A 21,314-nucleotide genomic window follows, 5' to 3' on the forward strand; every position below is an offset into this window, starting at 1 on the left:
GCCACGGCCGCCGTCAGCGCCCGAAGCGCCGTCACCGCCACCACCGCCGCCACCACCGTTCGAACCGCCCCGACACGAAAGCCGACACCGTGACCCAGCAGCACCGCCCAGGCCCCGCGCCCGCCCTGCGAAGTGGAGAGACCCGCCGATGAACCACGTGCTCGTGCAGGACCTGCACAAGAGCTACCGCGACAAGGAGGCGGTCCGCGGCGTCAGCTTCCACGTCGAGGCCGGGGAGATCTTCGCGCTGCTCGGCCCGAACGGGGCGGGCAAGACCACCACCCTGGAGATCCTCGAGGGCTTCCGCGACCGCGACGGCGGCCGGGTGGAGGTGCTGGGCCGCGACCCGGGCGACCGCGCCCACAGCGCCTGGCTGCGCCGCCACGTCGGCCTGGTGCTGCAGGACATCGCCGTCGAGCCGTATCTGACGGTTCGTGAGACGATCGCCCGGAACGCGGGCTACTACCCCGCGCCGCGCTCCGTCGACGAGGTCGTCGAACTGACCGGCCTCACCGAGAAGAGCCGCACCCGCGTCAAGGACCTCTCCGGCGGACAGAAGCGCCGACTGGACCTTGCCCTCGGCGTCATCGGCAACCCGCGCCTGCTCTTCCTCGACGAGCCGACGACCGGCTTCGACCCGAACGCCCGCCACGGCGCCTGGGACGTCGTGCGCAGCCTGCGCGACGCGGGCACCAGCATCCTGCTCACCACCCACTACATGGACGAGGCCCAGGCCCTGGCCGACCGCGTCGCCGTGATCGCTGACGGCCGGATCGTCGCCACCGGGACCCCGGCGACCATCGGCGGCCGCGACCACGCCCTCAAGCGGATCCGGTTCACCCTCCCCGACGGCTGCTCGCCCGCCGACCTGCCCGTCCCGGTCAGCGTCGAGGACGACGGCGCCGTCACCGCCTCCGTCGCCGAACCCACCCTCGCCCTGCACCGGCTGACCGGCTGGGCCCTGGACCGCGGTCTGCTGCTCGACGGGCTGACGGTCGAACAGCCCAGCCTGGAGGACGTCTACCTCGGCCTCACCGCCGACCACCAGCCTGCCCCCGTCCTCGAGCCGTCCCCCTTGTCCGCCGCAGGTCACCGGAGCACGCCATGAGCCAGGCCACCGCCACCGAACGTCCCGTCCTCACCGCCCCGGCCGCGGCCGCACCGGGCCGTCTCCGCCTGACGCTGCACCAGATCCGCTACGAACAGCTGTCGTTCTGGCGCAACCCGCAATCGGTGTTCTTCACCTTCGCGCTGCCGGTGATGATCATCGTCATCTTCGGGGCCGTCTTCAGCGGGAACCAGCCCGACAGCTTCTTCTACGGCCTGTCCGGCATGCAGTACTTCACCCCGACCGTGGCCGCGCTGTCGGTCTTCGGCGCCTGCTACGGGCAGCTCGCCGTCTCCCTCTCCATCCGCCGCCAGAACGGCATCCTCAAACGCCTGCACGCCACCCCCCTGCCGGCCTGGACGTACTTCGCGGGTCTGCTCGCCCACGCCCTCGTCGTCAGTGCCGTCGAGGTGCTCCTGATCACCCTCGTCGGCTACTGCTACGGCGTGCCGCTGCCCGCCCAGTGGGGGACGGCGATCGCCTCGCTGGTCCTGGGCGCCGCGAGCTTCTGCGCGCTCGGCGTCGGCGTCTCCTCGCTGATCAGCAACTCCGAAGCGGCGTCGGCGGTGGTGCAGTTCATCCAGTTCCCGCTGATGTTCATCTCCGGCAACTACTTCCCGATCCACTCGGCCGTCCTCGACGACGTCGCCGACGCGCTGCCCATGCGTCCCCTCAACCAGGCCCTGCTCGGGGCCTTCACCGGCCACGGAGACGTCCCCTGGCGGCAGCTGGCCGTCCTGCTCGCCTGGGGCGTCCTCGGTGCCCTGGTGGCCGTCCGCCGCTTCCGCTGGGACAACCGCCGCTGAGGGTGACAGCGATGTGTCAGCGATCTGCCAGCACCCTTGCCAGCAGCCGCCGATAGACCTGTTCCAGATCGTTCCGCAGGCCCGTGCAGCCGCGGGCCCCCGCAGAGGAGGACCCATGTCCAACGTCGACCACAAGGCGCTCGCCTCCCTCAGCCAGGAGATCCTCGAGCTCGAGTCCGAGACCTTCGAGATCACCGACTACGCCGACGCGGCCGAGGTCATGAACGGCTCGACCTGCTCGAGCACCTGCAGCTCCTGCTGCGCCAACAAGGACTGACAGCCCCGCCCACGGCGGCAGCCCCGTCCCCCGACGAGGCTGCCGCCGTCACCCGTCCCGTCCCGCCTTCCGCAGAGGAGACCACCATGCAGCCCGAGCAGACGACCAGCACCCTCCCGGCCCTCGGCCTCGAGATCCTGGAGCTCGAGTCGGAGACCTTCGAGATCACCGACTACGCGGACGCCGCCGAGGTCATGAACGGCACCTGCTCCAGCACCTGCAGCTCCTGCTGCTCCAGCCTCAAGGCCTGATCGCAGCACCCGTACCAGCCCGCCACGCGGCCGGTCCGAAGGCGCCTCCGGGCACCCAACCCTTCGGCCCGGCCGCGCCGCGCTGGGCCGACCGCGAGGCGCGCTACGGGCGGATCGCCGAGATCAGTCCGCCGGGCCCCTCCTCGCGCCGCGGCGGGATGCTGATCGGACGGCCGTAGGCGGCAGCGCGCTCGCGCAGGGTGTGGCTCTCGGCCTCCCAGCCGTGACCGGCCAGCCAGCCCACCGGGTCGTCGGGCATCTCCGAGACCCACATGGACGCCGCCGATCCCGGCACGGCGTCCGCGCCGAAGCGCTCGATCACGCCCCGCGAGCCCAAGGTCAGCCCCATCCGACTGCCCGCCGCCGACTGCGCGCCGATCCGGGCCAGCAGCAGCTCCACCGCCTCCTCGGGCAAATAGATGAGCAGCCCCTCGGCGATCCACACGGTCGGCGCCGCCGGGTCGTGCCCCGCGGCGGCCAGCGCGCCCGGCCAGTCCTCGCGCAGATCCACCGCCACGGTGATCCGCTCGCAGCGCGGGGCGGCCCGCTCCTGGCGCAGCACCGAGGCCTTGAAGTCGAGTGGCGCGGCGGTGTCGACCTCGAACAGCCGGGTGCCCTCGGGCCAGTCCATCCGGAAGGCCCGGCTGTCCATGCCGGCGCCGAGCAGCACGACCTGCCGGACCCCGGACGCGGAGGCCCGCCGCAACAGGTCGTCGAGGAACTTCGTCCTGATCACGATGGAGAACGCCACGCCCAGCCAGCGAAGTCGTGCGGCCTCGTCATCGGGGAGCGCGGTCCCGGTGGGCCACAGGCCGCCGGCGGCGGCAAAGGCCCGTGCCAGCGGGTCGCGGAACAGCGCGTCCTCCCGCTCGCTCTCCACCGCCCGCACCCTGGCCACCCCCACCGCCGTGGCCCACACTCCCGACGGCTGCAACGGCTCCCGCTCATCAGTCACCGCGCCAGCCTAGCCTGGGGGTTTCGTCCGGGGGTGTGGTCCGAATCGCTCCCGCCAAGCCGGCTGTGCCTCTGACCTGGAGCGATGAGGAATGTTGATTGCCTCTGGCAGTGGCGGGCGGCAGCGCCTCCTGCGTGCGGGCCCCGAACTCTCCTTGCCGGCGTTGGAACTGCCGCCTTGCTGGGTGCCGTCCCGGGTAGAGCCCGGGATGGGGGAGGCAAGGTTGAGGGTTCGGCCCTTTGGAAAGCATCGCAAGCTGGGCTGTCTCGGCCTGGGCGTGCTGATGGGCGTTCTGACCGTTGGGACGGCGACAGGCGTGGTGCTGTGGCTTCGCCAAGGGAACGCTCCGCCACAGCCGCGCTTCTTGAGCCGCACTGCGTTGATCGGCACGTGGCGGTCGGCCAACGACGGCGAACTGCGGATACAGGCTGACGGAACGTTCAAAGCCACCGAGGTGTGCGGCGTGGGTGACGGCGAAGGAATGGGGTCAGACAGCGGAACCTGGGGCTCCGGACCAGGGGAGTGGTCCGCCCTTACGTACGGCATCACGACCGGGGGCCTGGATCTGATGGGCAGGGCCGCCCAAGCCGAACTCGACGAAGGGAAGGACGGCGCTGGCGATCCCGTGCTGTGGATGTTTCGCGATGCGCCGGGCGACAGTCCCATCTGCGAACTTCACAAGGAATGACGTGCGCAGGTCTTCGCCCCCGCGCCGTCGGGGGACCGCATCCGGATCGCGCTACCCGGTCACGCCCCGAGCTCGTCGTCAGCGCCGACGGGAACGGGGTGGTCAACCACGCCGGCTCGCGTCTGCTCGCGGATCTGGCTGACGCCACCTCGCTGACCAGCGCCTTCAGCGAGGCTCTGCGCCGGCTGGGTCCGCGCGGGACCGGGCACGACCCCGGCCGCGTCGAGGCGGACCTCGCGGCGATGCTCGCCGACGGCGGCGAGGCGATCGCCGACCTGGCGGTGCTGCCCGACCAGCGCGAGGTGTTCGGTCCCGTCGCGTCCACCCCGACCGCCTGGCGCGTGCTGGCCGGCATCGACGAAGCGACTCTGAACGCACTGCGGGCGGCCAGGGCAACCGCCTGGGTGTCGCGCACAGGTCCGGCACCCTGGCATTGACCGGCTCCATGCTCCGCGATCTCCCCTGACATGCCGAAGGCCCCCGTGCGTACCCCGGCGCACGGGGGCTTTGGCGTGTCCGCATGCTCCTTGCTGGACTCGCCTCGGCTCTCGGGTCAGCCGGTGTAGCCCTGCGTACCCGGGCAGGCGTGGTAGGTGCCGCTGGACCACAAGGCGGTACCGGAGGCGTTGTAGATGACGAAGTTGCCGTCGACTTGCACGATCGCCTCGTAAGCTCCCGGGGTGTTCGTGTTCCACGCCGGTGTCTGAGATGGAGGGTTGCTGCTCTCGTTGAAGTTCCAGATGGTCATGTTGCCGTTCTTCTGGAACTGAACCTGGCGGTAGTTCGACGTTTGCTGGCTCAGGCTCAGGTTCGTGCCGGTGGCCCACACCGCTTTGCCGCCGCTGACGCAGTACAGCACGAAGTTGCCGTCGGTCTGCATCTTGAGCACGACGGTGGGGCTCCACCACTCGGGTGTGGTGGCTGTGCGCGCATTCGGGTAGAACGTGTCGTTGAAGAAAATGCCGGTCTGATGGTTGCAGCCGTCGCCGCCGGAGCAGGACCAGTTGGCGCTGGCCGTTCCGGTGGTTGCGGCCAATGCTGCGAATGTCAGTGCTGCGACTGCTGCGGTTGCCTTCAGCTTGAGCTTCATGGTCATCCCCTCCTGGGCCTGGCTTGCGTTCGCGCCAGGTGTCGACTCTCGCCAACGCAGGACAGTCCAGCGCTCCGGGTGCGGCTGCCGCCAACATTTCGCTCATGCTCGAATCGCTGCAGGACGCCCGAGTGCACCACCACCTGTCGAGGCCCCGTGCATGAGGCGGTGCACGGGGGCTCTTTGCTGCCACTTCAGCGTTGCTTCTCCAGGGTGAGGATGGCTTTGGCTGCTGGCGTCAGCCGGTTGGGGCTGCAGCGGGCGTGGCGGAAGATGCGCCAGCGTTTGAGGGTGGCGACTCCGCGTTCGACGGGGTAGCGCAGTCGGGCGTGGGCGCGGTTGATCGGCTTCTGCCCCACACTGAGGTCCCCGCGTGGTGGGCGTCTGGTCGGCACGGTGAATGTACCTCCCGCGCCGGTGTAGCCATGTCGGCCAGGGCGGGGACGGGCAGTCGGACGCAGGTCTTCACGATCCGAAACGGCGTGCAGGAGGTTGCCGGGCTGTGATGAGTGCCGACCTGCACGCGGGAGAACCCGATCCATCGACAGGGCCCGCGACGAGGACGCTGAGCGGTACCGGCTCCAGCAGGCCGAGCGCCTGCTCAGGAGGCAGGACTCGCGTAGGACTGCAGATGGCCCCACCGCCAGATCCCGATCTTCGTCGTGCCCGTGGCTCGGCGCGTGCTCTGCCGGTCACGCGTCGATCCGGAAGGTGCTTCCGCGGTTCTCGGGAATCGCCCCCCGAGGACCGAGTACGCGTCCGGTCGCGCGGATCCGGCGCGGACGGTCTCATGATCTTATGGAGACCTATTACTACAACGTCGTCGAGACGTCACACGCGGGTGAGCCGCGTCTTCTGCATCAGCTGCCGGTGAAGGACAGGGCGGACCTGGACGCGCAGGGGTTCGCCGACATGGTTCTCCGACAGCGCGCCGATCCGGGGACTCGAACCGATCCGCTGCCCGCCCGGATCGTGGTCAACGTGTGGCAGACAGAGCCTGACCTGCTGCTGGGTCAGGAGCCGGACGCGGTCGCGGAATGGCCCGATCCGGTCGAGCTGTGGACAGAGGAGGAGTGAGCGGCGACGACCTGCCGTCGGGCACCCGAGGTCTGCCGACTCACCCTTCGGCCGCGGGGGAGAGGCGGGAGAGCAGAGCCGCGAAGGCGGCCCGGACCGCGCGCGGGTTCTCGATCCAGGGGAAGTGGCCGGCCCCGTCGATGACGTGCCGCAGCACCTCGGGTCCGGTGAAGCCGTCCGCCCGCTCCCAGACGCGCTGGTCCACGACGTGGTCCTCCGCGCCGCTGACGATCAGCGTGGGGAGGCCGCGTGGCCGCCACGCCGCGCGGTAGGTGGCGTCGAAGTGCGCGTCCGCCCAGGTCACGGCCTCGTGGCAGTAGGTGAGCCCGGCCAGCAGCGCCCGGCCGCGGGTCAGTCCGGCCGCGGTGAAGTTCCACGGCGCGGCGGCCACGGTGAGGTCCCGCAGCGTGCCGTCACCGGGGGAGGCGGCGTAGCGCTGTGCCGCGTCCTCCAGACCGGGCACGGGGTGGGCTGCCGCCCACCGTTCGAAGGCCTGCCGCCAGCCCGCGTCCGGCCCGCTGCTGACCAGCACCAGTGCGGACAGGCGCCGTTCGAGCGCGGGGACCGACAGGGCGAACATGCCGCCGGTCGAGTGCCCGACCACGACGCAGTCCTCCAGTTGGTCGAGCGCCTCGGCCAGCACGTGCGGCCAGCGCTGGAACGGACGGGCCGGAACGGCGGCGTGCCCCCGGTTCGAGCCGTCCCCGGGCAGGTCGACCAGCCAGACCCGTCCCGGCACCGTGCACACCTGTGCGAGCCCGGCCAGCGACTCGGACCCGAGCCCGGGCCCGCCGGGCACCAGCAGCCAGTTCCACGGTCCCGGGCTCGCGGCCGCGAGCCGCAGCCGTACCCCTGACGGCGTCCACCGTTCTTCCACCGCGACCTCCTCGGACGTCTCCCGCCCGATTCTCCCTGCCGGCTCGGTCCGGTCCGGTGTGGGGTGCGGGGTGCGGTCAGGTCGGGCGGACGGCCCGGTAGTAGCGGACCTGGCCCAGAAGCCGGTGGCGGCGGGTGGCGACCAGGGCGGAGTCGAGGCCGGCCGCGCCGAGCAGCCGCAGGGTGTCGTCGTCGGACCCGCCCCCGGGCTCTTCGCTGAAGTGGCCCGATTTCATCATGCGAGCGGCCAGGTGCCCGTGCAGGCCGTGCCCGGTCCCCGAGAAGTCCACCAGGTGCAGGCTGCCGCCGGGGCGCAGCACCCGCCGCACCTCGGCGGCGGTCTCGGTCTTCGCCTCGTCGTCGAGATGATGGAGCATCAGCGCCGACAGCACCCGGTCGAAGCCGGCGTCGGGGTAGGGCAGACGTTGGGAGTAGCCGCGCTCGAAGCGGATGCCGTCGAGACCGGCGGCCTTGCGCTCGGCGACGGCGAGCGCGAGCGGGTCGGGGTCGGAGCCGACCAGCTCCACAGCGGGGTGGGCGCGCTTGGCGCGCAGGGTGAGATTGCCGGTGCCGCAGCCGATCTCCAGCACGCGCTGCCCGTCGGCGAGGTCCGCCTGCGCGAGGAGCGTGCGGTGCAGCTCGGCCGCGCCCAGCAAGGCCGTGAGCCGGTCGTAGAAGGGCAGGAACGCGTCCCGCCCGGCGGCGGGGAGGTAGTCGTGGGGCCGGGCGGACGCCGTGGTGGGATGATTCTTCGCCATGCCTTCCATGGTGGAGCCGGGCCCGGCTGTGCAGTTGGTCGATTCTCGGCAGAACTGGGACTATCTTCGGCAGCATGCCCGACATGGCGAACCCGGTCCGTTTCCGCGCCGGCGTGCCCGTCTACCGGTACCGGACGGACCCGGCGAGGCCGCCGGTCTCGGTGCTGCGGTTCGACTGGGACCGGCAGCCCGGACACGGACGACGGCACATCCACGACTTCCCGGTGCTCATGTACGTCGAGCACGCGGGGCCCGGGGAGCCGAGCGGCCCGTTCGGCCCGCTGGCGGACGGCGACGCCTTCGTGGTGGCCCCAGGCGCGGTGATCGACCCGACATCCGTCGCGGCGTTCGGCGGCGGCACCGGGGTCTTCTTCGATCCCGCGGCGCTCGGCGGCGACGAGCAGGCGCCGTGGTCGTCCTGGCGGGCGCATCCCCTGCTGCTGCCCTTCCTGCACCGCATCCCTGGCGGACTGCTGCGCCTGAGCGTCCCGCCCGAGCGGCAGCCGTTCTGGTCGGCCACGATCACCGCGATCGAGACCGAGTTGACCGGTCGCGCCGACGGCTACCGGCAGGCTGTGCTCGCGCACCTGACGCTGCTCCTCGTGGACGTCGCACGGCTGGCCACGGACGTGGTGGGCGACCTGCGGCGGAGCAACGAACCCCTGCTGGCCGAGGTGTTCGAGGCGATCGAGCAGCGCTTCGCCCAGCCGCTGTCGCTGCGCGACGTCGCCGACGGTCTCGGACTGACCCCCGGTCACCTGACCACGGTGGTGCGACAGCGCACCGGACGCACCGTCGTCGACTGGATCACCGAGCGCCGCATGGCCGAGGCCCGGCGGCTGCTGTCCGGGACCGACCTCCCGGTCGCGCAGATCGCCCGCCGCGTCGGCCTGCCGGACGCCGGCTACTTCGCCCGCGTCTTCCGCGCGGGCCACGGAACCACCCCGCGCGCCTGGCGCCGCGCCGCCCAGGGGTGAGCTCGCGCCCGGCGCCGCTGCACGGCTACTGCTGCGGCGGCTTGTCCCAGCGGTAGAGGTCGGGCATGTTGTGCCTGCCGCCGGAGTTCTGGTTCTCGATCTCCGCGTCGGCCGTGTAGGACGTGCCGTCCTTGAACGTCACCAGGCAGCGCAGGTGGGCGGTGTCGCCGCGCATGGTGCCGTGGACGTGCGGCGTGCAGGCCACGGAGCTGACCGGTCGGTGGTCCACGTTGGTGATGTGCGACTTCATCGCGTTCTGCAGGTCGACGTAGGCGTCCGTGTTCGGCCCGCATCCGGCCGCGCCCACGCCGACGACGGCCGCCACCGCGAGGAGCGCCGTGCCTCGCCAAAGCGGTCTCACGGCACGCCGCCGCCCCCGAAGCCGGGCCATCCTCATCGCTGGACTCCTGATCGATCGGTCGAGGGGCCCGAGCGTAGCGGAGACGTGCACGGATCTTCGCCCCCTTCCCGAAGACCCCCGCCCGGTCGAGGGGGCCTTCGGCGTGGGGCGGCCGTGGTCAGCGCAGACCGGCGAAGAGGTCGTTCTCGGGGAGGGGCGCGTCGGTGGTGTCCTGGACCCGGACGAAGGTCTCCATGCCCATGAGCTCCGTGAACCGTTCCTTGCCCATCCGCAGGAAGAAGATGTTCTCGCCCTGGCTGGCGTGCGCGGCCAGCGCGTCGAACTTCTGCTCGCCGAACTCCCTGGTGTCCACCCAGGTGGTGATCTCCTCGTCGGGGAGCCCGATCTCGGCCAGCGCGGCGGCCTCGTCCGGATCCGGCTCCTCCCAGTCCGAGCCGAACTCGCGCATGACCTCACCGAAGCGCTGCATCATCGAGCGCGGCGCCGTGGTCCAGTACACCTTCGGTGTCAGCTCGGTCATCGCCAGCGCGGCGGTGGTGATGCGGTTGGCCTGGATGTGGTCGGGGTGGCCGTAGAACCCGTTCTCGTCGTAGGTCACCACGACGTCGGGCCGGTACTGCCGCATCAGGTCGGCGAGGCGGCCGGCGCTCTCCTCCACGGGCGTCCGCCAGAAGGACCCGGGGGCGTCGTTGGCGGCCCAGCCCATCATCCCGGAGTCGGCGTAGTCGAGCATCTCCAGATGACTGATGTTCAGGACCTCGCAGCTCGCCTTGAGTTCCTGCCGCCGCATCGCGGCCACAGCCTCCGGGTCGTGGCCGGGCTCGCCCGGCTTGACGCCCCCGGGCCCGTCCCCGCAACCGCCGTCGGTACACGTGACCAGCACCGTCCGAATTCCCTCGTGCGCGTACCGCGCGAGGACACCCCCGGTCCCGGTGGCCTCGTCGTCGGGGTGGGCGTGCACCGCCATTAGTGTCAACGGCCGGTCGTTCATGAAACAGTCCTCCGGTGCAAGAAGTGCGCTCAGGACCCACTCGTCCTCAGCCAGTCCAACAGCGTCGGCCGGACCGCCTGTTCCCGCCGCGCGGACCAATGATCCCCGCCTCCGCCCTTGCACCCGCACCTCGGGGTACGACGGGTGGCCCGGTGCCGCACCTGATCCGGTGCGGCAAGGCGAAGGTCTGCTCCACGACGAAGCGGATTTCCGCCAGGCCCTCGACGTCCTGACGTGGTTCGTTCGCCTTCTACGCGGTGGGGGCAATGCATGTCGCTCGACGCCCCGTCTCCGACCTTATGTCTTGATTTACCCGCGTTTCCCGCAGGAGCTGGTTGCCGCCATGCATATGTGTGCGGTATGAATGTGCGGATCTTCGACGTCCTTCAAAAGGGTCCACGAAGCCCGCCACGCTGTTGAGTACGCAGGGAGGCGCAGTGACTGAAATCGTTCCCGGGCCCGAGACCCCGTTGTTCACGACGATTGCACTCGCCAAACCCTTGTAACAGAGCCACAAGCTCGTATTCTCTCCGCTCAGCCCGGCCTGCCTACACACATATGACAGGGCTCCGTTTCCGATGACCTCCGGCTTCAGGAACTTCCGCTATCTGGTGGCGGGCAACGCCATATCCGCCTACGGTAGCTATTTGAATCTCGTGGCGCTCAATCTCTACGCACTGAGCACCACCGGGAGCGCTGCGCAGACCGGCCTCATTATGGCCGTGCGCCTGGCCGTCGCCTTTTCCATGGGCTTCGTTTCCGGCTCGATTGTCACCCGCTTCAACCGCAAGGTCGTGATGATCTGCGGCGACCTCTCGCAGGCCGTCGCTCTGACGGCGCTGCTCACGGTGCAGCCGGATGCCCGGCCCGCCCTGCTCTATGTGGTGGCCGTGGTCGCCGGGGTCGGCGGGACGCTCTCGAACGTCGCACTGCGGAGTAGCGTCCCGGTGATCGTCGGACAGGACCAGCGGGTACGTGCCAACGGGCTGCTGACCACGGGACGCTCGCTGGCCATGGTGGCTGGCTTCGCCTCGGCCGGCATCGTGGTGACCGCCTTCGGCTTCCGGGCCGCGTTCGCGATCGACGCGGCGACCTTCGTCGTCTCCGCCGCGAACATGGCGCGGCTGCCGCTGAAGCTGCGGATGTCCGAATCCGCGGCGCCCTCCGCGGGTGGCGGGTCGATCTCGCCGATGATCGGGCTGCGGATCCTGCGGGCCACCCCCGTGCTCCTCGTGATGATCGCGATTCGCGCGGTGGACGCGCTTGGCTCGGCCTCGCACAACGTCGGTCTGCCGGTGTACTCGACGGCGCTCAATCCGGCGCATCCCGCGGAGTTCGTCAGCCGCTTCTGGGCGATCTGGGCCGTCGGCAACATCGTGGTCCAGCGCGGTGTGGTGCGTTATGTGAAGAAGAGCGGGCGCTCGATCGGCGAGAACGCCTTCTCCGTCGGCACGATCCTGATGTCCGCCTCGTTCATCATCGCTTTCACCGGCCCGCCCCTGGTCGTGGGCGCCGTCGTCGCGCTGTGCGCCGGAATGGCGGACGGATTCACCGACAACGCGTACGCGTCGCGCCTGCAGACCGTGGCCGACGACGACCGCGGCTATGTCTTCGGCTTCTCGTCGATGGCCGAGAACCTCGGCTTCGGCTCGGGCATGGTCATCAGCGCCCTGCTGCTGGACCACCACAGCCCGCTGTGGGTCGTCGGCGTCTCCCACGGCGTCGCGATCGCCTGCGGCGTCGCGTTCCTGAGCTATGTGTTCGTCTCGAGGCGGCGGCGGGCGCGTGCGTCGGGCAGCGAAGAGGCGGCCCTGGAGCTCGATTCGATCGACTCGGCGGCCGTGGGCGGTGAAGCGAGATGACCGACCGGCGCATCGCCGTCGTCGGCATGGCCTTCCGCTTACCCGGCGCCGACGACGAACTCACCTTGTGGCGCAACATCCGTGACGGTGTGTGCAGCGTCCAGCGCTTCACCGACGAGCAGCTCGCGGCCGCCGGGGTGCCTCCCGAGGAGTACCGCGAGGCCGACTTCATCGGCGCGAGCGCCTTGATCCCGGGGATCGCGGAGTTCGACGCCGCCTTCTTCGGCATGAGCGGCAACACCGCGCGTGCCACCGATCCCCAGCAGCGGCTGTTCCTCGAAGTGGCCTACCACGCCCTCGAGGACGCGGGTTACGCGGCGGTCCCCGACGGCGTGCGGGTCGGCGTCTTCGCGGGCCACGGCTATCACCTGTACGGGCACCGGACCTACCTGGTCGGCAACCTGATTCCGGAGGGCTGGCCCGACTGGGTCTCCGGGTCGCTGGTCACCTACGGCAACCACCCCGACTTCATCGCCACGCGAGCCTCGTTCGCGCTGGATCTGACCGGCCCCGCAATGGGTGTGCAGAGCGCGTGCTCGACGGGGCTGACGACGGTGCACATCGCCGGCCAGTCGCTGCTGACCGGGGACACGGACATAGCCGTGGCCGGCGCTGCCGCCGTGCACGTCCCGCAGGTCCTCGGCTTCAGGCACGTGAGGGGTTCCATCCTGTCGCGCACCGGCGTCTGCCGCGCCTTCGACGCGGAGGCCGACGGGACGGTCGGCGGCAACGGCGTCGTCGCCGTCATCCTCAAGCGTCTCGACGACGCGCTGGCCGACGGCGACACGATCCACGCCGTGCTGCTCGGCAGCGGCATCGGCAACGACGGTGCGTCCAAGGCCGGATACAGTGCGCCGAGCGCCGAGGGGCAGCGGCGGACGATCCGCCGCGCGCTCGAGGCCGCCGGGGTCTCCGCCGAGTCCATCGGGTACCTCGAGTCGCACGGCACCGGTACGTTCAAGGGCGACCCGATCGAGTTCGAGGGCCTGACGGCGGCGTTCCGGGAGGACACCGACCGGGTCGGCTACTGCGCGCTCGGCTCCACCAAGGCCAACATCGGCCATCTGGACGCCTGCGCGGGCCTGGCGAGCCTGGTCAAGACGATCCTGGTGCTCAAGAACAGGACCATCCCGCCGATGGCGAACTTCCGTTCGCCGAACCCCTTGCTGCCGCTGACCAGCAGCCCGTTCGACATCCCGGCACAGGCGCGGCCGTGGCCCGCCGGCGACTCCCCGCGCCGCGCGGGGATCAACGCGCTCGGAGTCGGCGGGACCAACGTGCACCTCGTCGTGGAGGAGGCGCCCGAGCGTCACCGGCCGGGCGCCACGCTGCCACCGCTGCCGTTGACGCCGGTGCCGCTGTCGGCGAAGTCGCCGCAGGCGCTCGTGGAGCTGCGCGACAGCTACGTCGGTCATCTGCGTTCCGACGTCGGGGCACAGGCGCAGGACGTGACGCTCAGTGCGGCAGCCGGGCGACCGCACTACGCGCACCGGACCCTCGTGCTGGGCCGCGACCTCGGCGAGGTCGCGGACCGGCTGGAGAAGGCCGACGCCGCCGCGCACGCGGCGGCACCCCTCGGGGAGCGCGGCGTGGCCTTCGTGTTCTCGGGCCAGGGCAGCGCCTGTCGCGGAATGGCGCGCGCACTGTGGGACCTCTTCCCGATCGTGCGCGGGACACTCGAGGACTGCGATCGGCACCACCGGGAGCTGACGGGCGAATCGTTGCTGCCCGCGCTGCTGGAGACCGGCGGCGCGGCCGCGCGGGACGACGCCGCTGACGTGTGGCCGACCGAGCTCGCGCAACCGGCGCTGTTCGCTCACCAAGTCGCCCTCTGCAGACTGTGGGAGTCACTGGGGGTACGGCCGCGGCTGGTCGCCGGTCACAGCGTCGGTGAGTACGCGGCGCTGTACGCGGCGGGTGCGCTCACGGTGGCCGAGGGCATGCGCCTGACCGTGGGGCGCGGTCGGCTGATGCGCGACGCGAGTGTCGAGGCTGGCATGGTCGCGGTCTTCGCGGAGCGCGCGGACGTCGACGAGCTGTTGGCCTCGGTGCCGGATCTCGACCTCGCCGCCGTCAACGGTCGGGCCGACCACGTGCTCGCCGGGCCCGTGCGGGCGGTTCGCGTACTGGGCGAGCTGTTGGACGCCAGGGGTGTCGCGTACGCGCCGCTGGCGGTGGACCGTGCCTTCCACTCCCGGCTGCTCGACCCGATGCTCGAGGCCTGGCGCGGCCACGCCGCCGGAGCGAGCCTGACGGAGCTCGACATCCCGTTCGTCACCGGACCGGACGGCGTGGTGCGGGAGCCCGGTTGGCGTCCTGACGCCGACTACCTCGTCCGCCAGACCCGTCGGCCGGTCCGCTTCGACCTGGTCCTGGCCGGGCTCGCCGACTCCGGTGTCGGCGCCGTCGTCGAGATCGGAGCGGGAACGACCCTCACGGGCCTCGCCCGCCGTGCCCTGCCCGAGGAGGAGTCCCCACTCCTGCTGCCCACGCAGCGGCGCGGGCGCGCGGCGGAGACGCTGCTCGCGTCGGTGGGCGCGCTCTACTGCGCCGGGGCCGACATCGACTGGAACGCCCTCACCGAAGGACGCGGCGGTGGCCGCGTGCCGCTGCCCCGCTACCCCTACCAGCACCGAACCTACTGGACCGGACCACTGCCGGACCCGTCCGTCATCGAACCGCGGCCTGCCACCCACTCCGAAGGGAACAGAGGGAACAGTATGAGCAGCACCAGTGCGGCCACGACCCACGAGCAGCAAGTGCTCGCTCGGATCGTCGACCTGACGGTCCGGCACTTCGGCTGCGATCCCTCCGCGGTGAGGCCGGGCAGCACGTTCGTCGAGTTCGGCGCCGACTCGCTCCAGATGATCAACATGGTGCGTGAGCTGGAGAAGGAGTACTCGGTCCGGGTGGGCCTGCGCGAGGTCTTCGAGGAGGCCGGTTCGCCCGCGCTCCTCGCGGCGATGGTCGCCAAGCGCTCCGGCGACACGGCCAAGGCGGCCGACCCGGTTCCGGTTCCGTCGCCTGCTCCCGCCCTCGCGCCCGCCGTCCCGGCGGTCCCGGCCTTCCCCGCGGCGCCCGCGGCGGGGAACCCGGCGGTCCCCGCCGCGCCCGTCGCCCCGGTGATCCCCGCGTACGCGCCTGCAGCGACGGCCCCGGCGACCCCGAGTCTTGAGGCGCTCGCCGAGCAGGTCCGAGTCCTCCAGCAGGTCCAGCTTCAGATGATGGAGCAACTGTCCCAGCTGGTCTCGCTTCAGCTCGCCGGAGCCCGCGGTGACCGTTGACGACGCGTCGGCGCGGATGCTCGCGCTGAGCCGGCAGATCTCCGCCCAGCTCGCCGAGGCGAGGGGCGGGACGACCAGCGAGGCCCCGGAGGCGACGGCCGGTGCACCGGCCGGGAGCCCGGCCCGTCCGCAGGAGCACGGACCGCGGGTCAGCGTGGCGCGCGAGTCCGGCATGGCGGGTTCGGCCGACGCGGCGCAGCGCGAGCACGTGGCCGGGCTCATCAGCAGACTGACGGCGAAGACCCCGTCCTCCAAGGACGCGGCTCAGCGCTACCGCTCCGTGCTCGCCGACAGCCGTGCGGTCGTCGGCTTCCGCAGCGCGACCAAGGAGATGCAGTACCCGATCGCGGGCCGCCGCGCGGCCGGTTCCCGCCTGGAGGACATCGACGGAAACGCTTACGTCGACATCACCATGGGCTTCGGCACGCTGCTCTTCGGCCACGAGCCCGCCTTCGTGACCGAGGCCGTGCGCGAGCACCTCTCGCGCGGCCTGCAGCTCGGCCCGCGCAACGTCGAGACCGGCGAGGCCGCCCAACTGCTCGCCGAGATCACCGGGATGGAACGGGTCGCCTTCGCCAACTCGGGCACCGAGGCCAACAGCGCGGCGATCCGACTCGCCCGCAACGCCACCGGACGCTCGAAGATCGTGATGTTCCACGGTTCCTACCACGGCCACGCGGACAACGTCCTGGGTCGCTCGGTGCCGGGAGACGGCAGCCGCCAGACGGTGCCGGTCTCCTCCGGCATCCCGGACTCCGCGGTGGCCGACCTCGTCGTGCTCGACTACGGCTCGCCCGAGAGCCTGCGGGTCATCGACGAACTCGGGCCGCAGATCGCCGCCGTGCTGGTCGAGCCGGTCCAGAGCCGCAAGCCGTCCTTCCAGCCGGGCGAGTTCGTGCGCGAGCTGCGGGCGCTGACGACCCGTCACGGCATCGTCCTGGTCTTCGACGAGATGCTCACCGGCCTGCGGCCGTGCCCCGGCGGCGCCCAGGAGTTCTACGGCGTCACCGCCGACCTGGCCACCTACGGCAAGGCGCTCGGCGGCGGCTTCCCGATCGGCGCCGTCGCGGGCCGCGCCGACATCATGGACGGCATCGACGGCGGATTCTGGCGCTACGGCGACTCCAGCTACCCACCGCGGGACACCACGTTCTTCGGCGGCACCTACATCCAGCACCCGGTCTCCATGGTGGCGGCGCGCGCCGTGCTGACCCACCTGCTCGCCGAGGGCCCCGGGCTGCAGCAGCGGCTCAACGCGCGCACCGACGCGTTCGTCGGCGGGCTCAACCGGTTCTTCGCCGACGAGGAGTTCCCCCTCCGCATCAACCACTTCGGCTCCATGTTCCGGTTCGAGCACCTCGCCGACATGGAACTCCTGTATCCGCACCTGCTGCTGGGGGGCGTGCTGGTCTGGGAGTGGCGCAACTTCTTCCTGTCGACCGCGCACTCCGAGGCGGACCTCGAGTTCGTGACGGACGCGGTCAAGACCTCCCTGCGCGAGCTTCGCGCGGGCGGCTTCTTCCCGTCGACCACGGCCCAGCCGACCGCACCGTCGCGTGCGGTGACGACCGCGACGGTGACCGAGCGCCCGGCCGCCGCGTCGGACCCTGCGCCGAACCCCGCGCCTGACCCCGCGTCGAATGCCGAGCCGAGCCCCGCCCAGGTCGGGGCCCTCGACTTCAGCGTCTACTTCTTCGGCGACTACCCGCGCGAGACCCCGGAGGCGGAGCGGTACGACCTCGTCGTCGAGACCGCGCGCTTCGCCGACCGGCACGGCTTCCACGCACTGTGGCTGCCCGAGCGTCACTTCCACTCCTTCGGCGGCATATCCCCGAACCCCTCGGTGCTCGCGGCCGCACTCGCCAGGGAGACCTCGCAGATCCGACTGAACGCAGGATCGGTGGTGCTCCCGCTGCACGACCCGATCCGCGTCGCCGAGGAGTGGGCGATGGTCGACGCGCTCTCCGGAGGACGGGCCGGGCTCGGATTCGCGCCCGGCTGGCGGCCTGACGACTTCGTCTTCCACCCCGAGCGCTTCGGGAACCACCGCGATCTCATGTACGAACAGCTCGACGAGGTGCGCCGGCTGTGGCGCGGCGAGTCGGTGCAGCGCGCGTGCGGCAACGGCCGGACCACCACGGTGCAGGTGTTCCCGAAGCCGGTCCAGTCGGAGCCGCCGATGTTCGCGGCCGTGGTCGGGAACCCGGTGTCCTACGCGCGCGCCGCGCGCAACGACCTCGGGATCATCACGAACCTGATGAGCCAGACCCCCGAGCAGTTGGCCGACAACATCGTCCTCTACCGCAAGGAGCGCGCCGCCGCAGGGCTCGACCCGGACGGTGGACGCGTGGTCCTGCTCCTGCACACCTACCTCGGCCCGGAGCTCGCCCAGGCGAGGGGCGAGGCCTTCGCACCGCTCAGCCGATACCTGCGCTCCTCCCTGTCGATGTTCGGCGACGTCACCAACAGCCTCGGCTTCACGGTCGACCTCGACCGGATGACCGAGGACGACCTCGACTTCGTCTTCGAGCGCGCGTACGACCGGTACTGCGACCAGCGGTCGCTGATCGGGACCGTCGAGTCCTGCGCCCCGCTGGTGCGGCGGTTGCGGGACGCCGGGGTGGACGAGATCGCCGCCCTCGTCGACTTCGGCGTTCCGGCCCGCGGCCTGTCGGCGAGCATGGCGGAACTCGACGCCCTGCGCAGGACCGCGCAGCATGCCCAGGTCGGCTCCGTCGCGCCGACGCCGACGCTCGCCCCGCAGATCGGCAAGCGGTCCGAGCCGGAGCCTGTCGTCGCCTTGGAGCCCGTTGCCGCACCGGAACCCGTTGTCGCCCCGGTGTCCGCCGGCCAGCAGCGCATGTGGTTCTCGGAGCAGCTGCTCGCCGGGCGCTCGGTGTACAACGAGGCCAAGGCGATCCGACTGCGCGGTGCCGTCGACGTCGACGCCCTGCGCGCCGCGCTCGGCGGGCTGATCGAGCGGCACGACAGCCTGCGCACCGTCTTCCGCGAGATCGACGGCGAGCTGTGCCAGATCGTGCGGCCCGCGGCCGAGCTCGACTTCGCCTTCGTCGACCGGTCCGGCGCCGACGAGGAGACGGTGGCGCGTGAGGCGCTCGACGAGGAGGGCAGCCGCCAGTTCGACCTGGCCGAGGGGCCGCTCTTCGTCGCACGGCTGATCCGCCTGGCCTCGGACACGCACGTGATGGTGTGGTCGATGCACCACATCGTCATGGACGCCCTGTCCACGATGGTCATGTGCCGCGACCTCTCGGCCCTCTACCGTGCCGTGCTCGACGGCCACCCGGCGGACCTGCCCGCCCTGACCACGAGCTGCGCGGACCTGGCCCTTCGGCAGGCCGAGTCGGGTCAGTCGGACCTCGCGCGCGCGGACCTGGACTGGTGGGCGCGGCAGTTGGGCGACCCGTTGCCCGAGCCACAGCTGCCCGCGGACCGGCCCCGGCCCGAGGTGATGACGTCCCGCGGCCGCGCCGCGTTCACCACCTTCGACCTCGAACTCACCACGGCCCTCAAGGATCTGAGCCGCAGGCACGGCGTCACCCTGTTCACCTCGCTGCTCGCCGCGTTCGCCGCCATGGTGCGGCAGGTCGGCACGGGCGAGGACGAGGTGGTGCTCGGCACGCCGGCCTCGGTGCGCCCCGACGGCGCCGAGAACCTGGTCGGCTTCCTGCTCAACCCGCTCGCCCTGCGCATCGACCTGTCCGGCGACCCGACCTTCGCCGAACTGCTCGGGCGGGTGCGCGGCGTCGTGCTGGACGCCTACGACCACTCGGACACGCCCTTCGAGCGGATCGTGCACGCCCTCGCCCTGCCGCGCCGCACCGACCGCACGCCGGTCTTCCAGGTGATCGTCGAGTTCGAGAACGAGCAGGTCTTCGACCTGGACCTGCCGAGCGTCGAGGCATCGGTGCTGGAGTTCGCGACCAGCCGGGCCATCACCGACCTGACGGTCAACCTGACCAACGGCGCGGACGGCGTCCTGTGCCAACTCGAGTACAACACCGACCTCTTCGACGCCGCCACGGTCGAGGGCTTCCTCACGGCGTGGCGCTCGGTCCTGCGCGCCGGCTCGGCCGATCCGGACCTGCGGCTGTCCGAGTTGGCGGCCCTGCGCGGCCGCGACGTCGAGGTTCCGCGCACCACCGTGCGCCGGCTGGTTGACGAGCAGGCCGTGCGCCGTCCGGATGCCGTCGCGGTCGAGTCGTCGCTTGGCGCGGTCAGCTACGGCGAGCTGGTGAGGCGCGCCGACCGGATCGCCGGGGCGCTCGCCGCGCGCGGTGTCGGTCCCGGCGACGTAGTCGCGCTGTGGCTGCCGCGTTCGGCGGATCTGATCGCGGCGATGCTCGCCGTGCTCGGGCGCGGCGCGGCCTACCTGCCGCTCGACCCGGCGCTCGGGCGGCAGCGGGTCGACGTCGTGCTCGCGGGGAGCGGGGCGCGCCTGGTACTGGCCGGTTCCGAGGCAGGCTCCGTTCCGACGCCCGGGATCGCGGTGCTCGACATCGCCGACGCGTTGCGAGCCGAGCCCGTCGCGCCGGTTTCGGGCAGCGAGGACGACGCCTGCTACGTCATCTACACCTCGGGCTCGACCGGTCGGCCGAAGGGCGTGGTCGCCACCCATGCCGGTGTCGTCAACCTCTGCGGCTGGCACCGCACCCGCTTCGGCTTCGGCGAGGACCGGCGCGCGGCGATGGTGTGCGGCCAGAGTTTCGACGCCTCCGTGCTCGAGGTCTGGCCCGCCCTGACCTCCGGCGGCACGGTCGTCGTCGCCGACGACGCGGACCGGCTGGACACCCGCGCGCTGGCGAAGTGGTTGGGGGAGAAGGAGATCGAGGTCTCGATCGTGCCCACGCCGCTCGGAGCGGAGCTGCTGACGCTCGGCGACGAGCTGCAGCCGGCGTCGTTGCGCCATCTGCTGCTCGGTGGTGAGGAGATGCGACGTCGGCCCCGGGCCGGCCTGCCCTACGAGGTCCTCAACGTCTACGGTCCTACCGAGACCACGGTCCTGGTGACGACCGAGACGGTCGCCGACGCGAGCGTCGAAGCCGGGCCGATCGCGCTCGGCCGGGCGATCGACAACACCGTGCTGCACGTCCTCGACGAGCACGGCCGTCGCGTCGCCCCGGGCGGCGAGGGGGAGCTGCACATCGGCGGCGCCGGGCTCGCCCAGGGCTACCTGGACGAGCCCGAGCTGACCGCGGAGCGGTTCGTGACCACCGAGTGGGGCCGGCTGTACCGCACCGGCGACCTGGTCCGGCTGCGCCCGGACGGTCGCCTCGAGTTCCACGGCCGCGCCGACGACCAGGCCAAGATCCGTGGCTACCGGGTCGAGCCGGGCGAGGTCACGCACGCGCTGCTCGCGCTGGAGGAGGTCGCGGACGCGTATGTCACCGCGCGCCACGACCACCAGGGCGATGCCTACCTCGCGGGCTACGTCGTTCCGAGGACGCCGTCCGCCGACGTCGTCGGACGGATCCGCGACCGGCTCGGCGCGCGGCTCCCGGCCTACCTGGTGCCGACGCGCTGGGTCGTGCTCGACTCCCTGCCGCTGAACCCGAACGGGAAGATCGACAGGTCCGCCCTGCCGGAACCCGGGCAGCGGTCCACCCCCGAGCCGGAGCCGGTACCCGCGCCCGAGGTCGTCGTGGCGGACCGGATCGTCCAGCGGGTGCGCGAGCTGTGGTCGGCAGAGCTCGGGCAACCGGTCGGCGCGGAGCCCGGCGGCTCCTTCTTCGACCTGGGCGGTCACTCGATCAACGCGATGCGCCTGCTCAACCGGGTCCGGGACGCGTTCGACTGCGACTACTCGATGATGGACTTCTACAGGGAACCCACCGTCGAGGCCATGGCGGCCGCAGTCGGGCGGACCAGCGCGGGGCCGGTCGACGACGCTCCCACGACGTCACGCGTCCGCGGCACGCTGTAACGGGGGACG

Annotated in this window: 17 protein-coding genes and 1 pseudogene; 11 read left to right on the top strand and 7 right to left on the bottom strand. The window is 71.5% G+C overall.

What is annotated here, in order from left to right; all coding sequences use genetic code 11:
- Positions 1-148: 148 nt before the first annotated feature.
- From TR49_RS04970 to TR49_RS42435, 4 genes are all read left to right on the top strand, one after another.
- Positions 149-1,108 (top strand): ABC transporter ATP-binding protein, encoded by a 960-nt coding sequence (locus TR49_RS04970; protein ID WP_042377506.1) that lies wholly within the window; start codon positions 149-151, stop codon positions 1,106-1,108.
- Complete coding sequence (locus TR49_RS04975; protein WP_042377507.1) at positions 1,105-1,914, top strand: ABC transporter permease; 810 nt, start codon at positions 1,105-1,107, stop codon at positions 1,912-1,914. Before TR49_RS04970 ends, TR49_RS04975 begins: the two co-directional genes overlap by 4 nt.
- 115 nt (positions 1,915-2,029) lie before the next feature.
- Entirely contained in the window at positions 2,030-2,191 is a 162-nt protein-coding gene (locus tag TR49_RS04980; RefSeq protein WP_042377508.1) for a thiazolylpeptide-type bacteriocin, read from the top strand.
- Positions 2,192-2,277: 86 nt separating this feature from the next.
- The gene (locus TR49_RS42435; RefSeq protein WP_152627068.1) at positions 2,278-2,442 is read left to right on the top strand and encodes a thiazolylpeptide-type bacteriocin; all 165 of its coding nucleotides are present in this window, start codon (positions 2,278-2,280) and stop codon (positions 2,440-2,442) included.
- A 103-nt stretch (positions 2,443-2,545) separates the two neighbouring features.
- Here TR49_RS42435 and TR49_RS04985 read toward each other — a convergent pair whose 3' ends face one another.
- Entirely contained in the window at positions 2,546-3,361 is an 816-nt protein-coding gene (locus TR49_RS04985; RefSeq protein WP_042377509.1) for a class I SAM-dependent methyltransferase, read from the bottom strand.
- Positions 3,362-3,620: 259 nt separating this feature from the next.
- Between TR49_RS04985 and TR49_RS04990 the strand changes: the two genes are divergently transcribed.
- Positions 3,621-4,085, top strand: coding sequence for a hypothetical protein (locus TR49_RS04990; RefSeq protein WP_152627070.1), 465 nt, complete (start codon positions 3,621-3,623; stop codon positions 4,083-4,085).
- Positions 4,082-4,486: pseudogene (locus TR49_RS04995) on the top strand (hypothetical protein); the annotation flags it as partial. The gene TR49_RS04990 and the pseudogene TR49_RS04995, both read left to right, overlap by 4 nt.
- A 152-nt stretch (positions 4,487-4,638) precedes the next feature.
- Here the strand turns inward: TR49_RS04995 and TR49_RS05000 are convergent.
- Both TR49_RS05000 and TR49_RS45205 read right to left on the bottom strand, forming a co-directional pair.
- The gene (locus TR49_RS05000; protein ID WP_160311535.1) at positions 4,639-5,175 is read right to left on the bottom strand and encodes a hypothetical protein; all 537 of its coding nucleotides are present in this window, start codon (positions 5,173-5,175) and stop codon (positions 4,639-4,641) included.
- Positions 5,176-5,369: 194 nt separating this feature from the next.
- Positions 5,370-5,717 carry a transposase family protein gene (locus TR49_RS45205; RefSeq protein WP_152627071.1) on the bottom strand — a complete coding sequence of 116 codons (348 nt, stop codon included), beginning with the start codon at positions 5,715-5,717 and terminating at the stop codon, positions 5,370-5,372.
- A 256-nt stretch (positions 5,718-5,973) separates the two neighbouring features.
- Between TR49_RS45205 and TR49_RS05010 the strand changes: the two genes are divergently transcribed.
- Complete coding sequence (locus tag TR49_RS05010) at positions 5,974-6,252, top strand: hypothetical protein (protein ID WP_042377517.1); 279 nt, start codon at positions 5,974-5,976, stop codon at positions 6,250-6,252.
- A 40-nt stretch (positions 6,253-6,292) separates the two neighbouring features.
- Here the strand turns inward: TR49_RS05010 and TR49_RS05015 are convergent, their stop codons facing one another.
- On the bottom strand, positions 6,293-7,129 hold the full coding sequence (locus tag TR49_RS05015) for an alpha/beta fold hydrolase (RefSeq protein ID WP_042377518.1): 837 nt from the start codon (positions 7,127-7,129) through the stop codon (positions 6,293-6,295).
- Positions 7,130-7,205: 76 nt separating this feature from the next.
- A complete protein-coding gene (locus TR49_RS05020) occupies positions 7,206-7,886 on the bottom strand; it encodes a class I SAM-dependent methyltransferase (RefSeq protein ID WP_201776148.1) in 681 nt (226 codons plus the stop codon).
- Positions 7,887-7,960: 74 nt separating this feature from the next.
- Here TR49_RS05020 and TR49_RS05025 point away from each other — a divergent pair, with 74 nt between their 5' ends.
- Positions 7,961-8,863 (top strand): helix-turn-helix transcriptional regulator, encoded by a 903-nt coding sequence (locus TR49_RS05025; protein ID WP_042377521.1) that lies wholly within the window; start codon positions 7,961-7,963, stop codon positions 8,861-8,863.
- Between the two features lie 25 nt (positions 8,864-8,888).
- On the opposite strand, the gene TR49_RS05030 is transcribed toward TR49_RS05025, so the two are convergent.
- A complete protein-coding gene (locus tag TR49_RS05030; RefSeq protein ID WP_152627072.1) occupies positions 8,889-9,224 on the bottom strand; it encodes a hypothetical protein in 336 nt (111 codons plus the stop codon).
- A 157-nt stretch (positions 9,225-9,381) separates the two neighbouring features.
- Positions 9,382-10,215, bottom strand: coding sequence for a PIG-L family deacetylase (locus tag TR49_RS05035; protein ID WP_042377524.1), 834 nt, complete (start codon positions 10,213-10,215; stop codon positions 9,382-9,384).
- Between the two features lie 578 nt (positions 10,216-10,793).
- On the opposite strand from TR49_RS05035, the gene TR49_RS05040 reads away from it, so the two are divergent.
- Genes TR49_RS05040 through TR49_RS05050 form a run of 3 tightly spaced genes read left to right on the top strand, consistent with a single transcriptional unit; the run spans position 10,794 to position 21,305 of the window.
- Complete coding sequence (locus TR49_RS05040) at positions 10,794-12,077, top strand: MFS transporter (RefSeq protein WP_042377525.1); 1,284 nt, start codon at positions 10,794-10,796, stop codon at positions 12,075-12,077.
- Positions 12,074-15,361, top strand: a complete 3,288-nt coding sequence (locus TR49_RS05045; RefSeq protein ID WP_042377528.1) for a type I polyketide synthase — start codon at positions 12,074-12,076, stop codon at positions 15,359-15,361. The genes TR49_RS05040 and TR49_RS05045 overlap by 4 nt, the downstream gene beginning before the upstream one ends.
- Complete coding sequence (locus tag TR49_RS05050; RefSeq protein ID WP_052434020.1) at positions 15,351-21,305, top strand: non-ribosomal peptide synthetase; 5,955 nt, start codon at positions 15,351-15,353, stop codon at positions 21,303-21,305. The genes TR49_RS05045 and TR49_RS05050 overlap by 11 nt, the downstream gene beginning before the upstream one ends.
- The last annotated feature ends 9 nt before the right edge of the window (positions 21,306-21,314 follow it).

This window comes from Streptacidiphilus melanogenes (assembly GCF_000787835.1).
Classification (GTDB): Bacteria; Actinomycetota; Actinomycetes; order Streptomycetales; family Streptomycetaceae; genus Streptacidiphilus; species Streptacidiphilus melanogenes.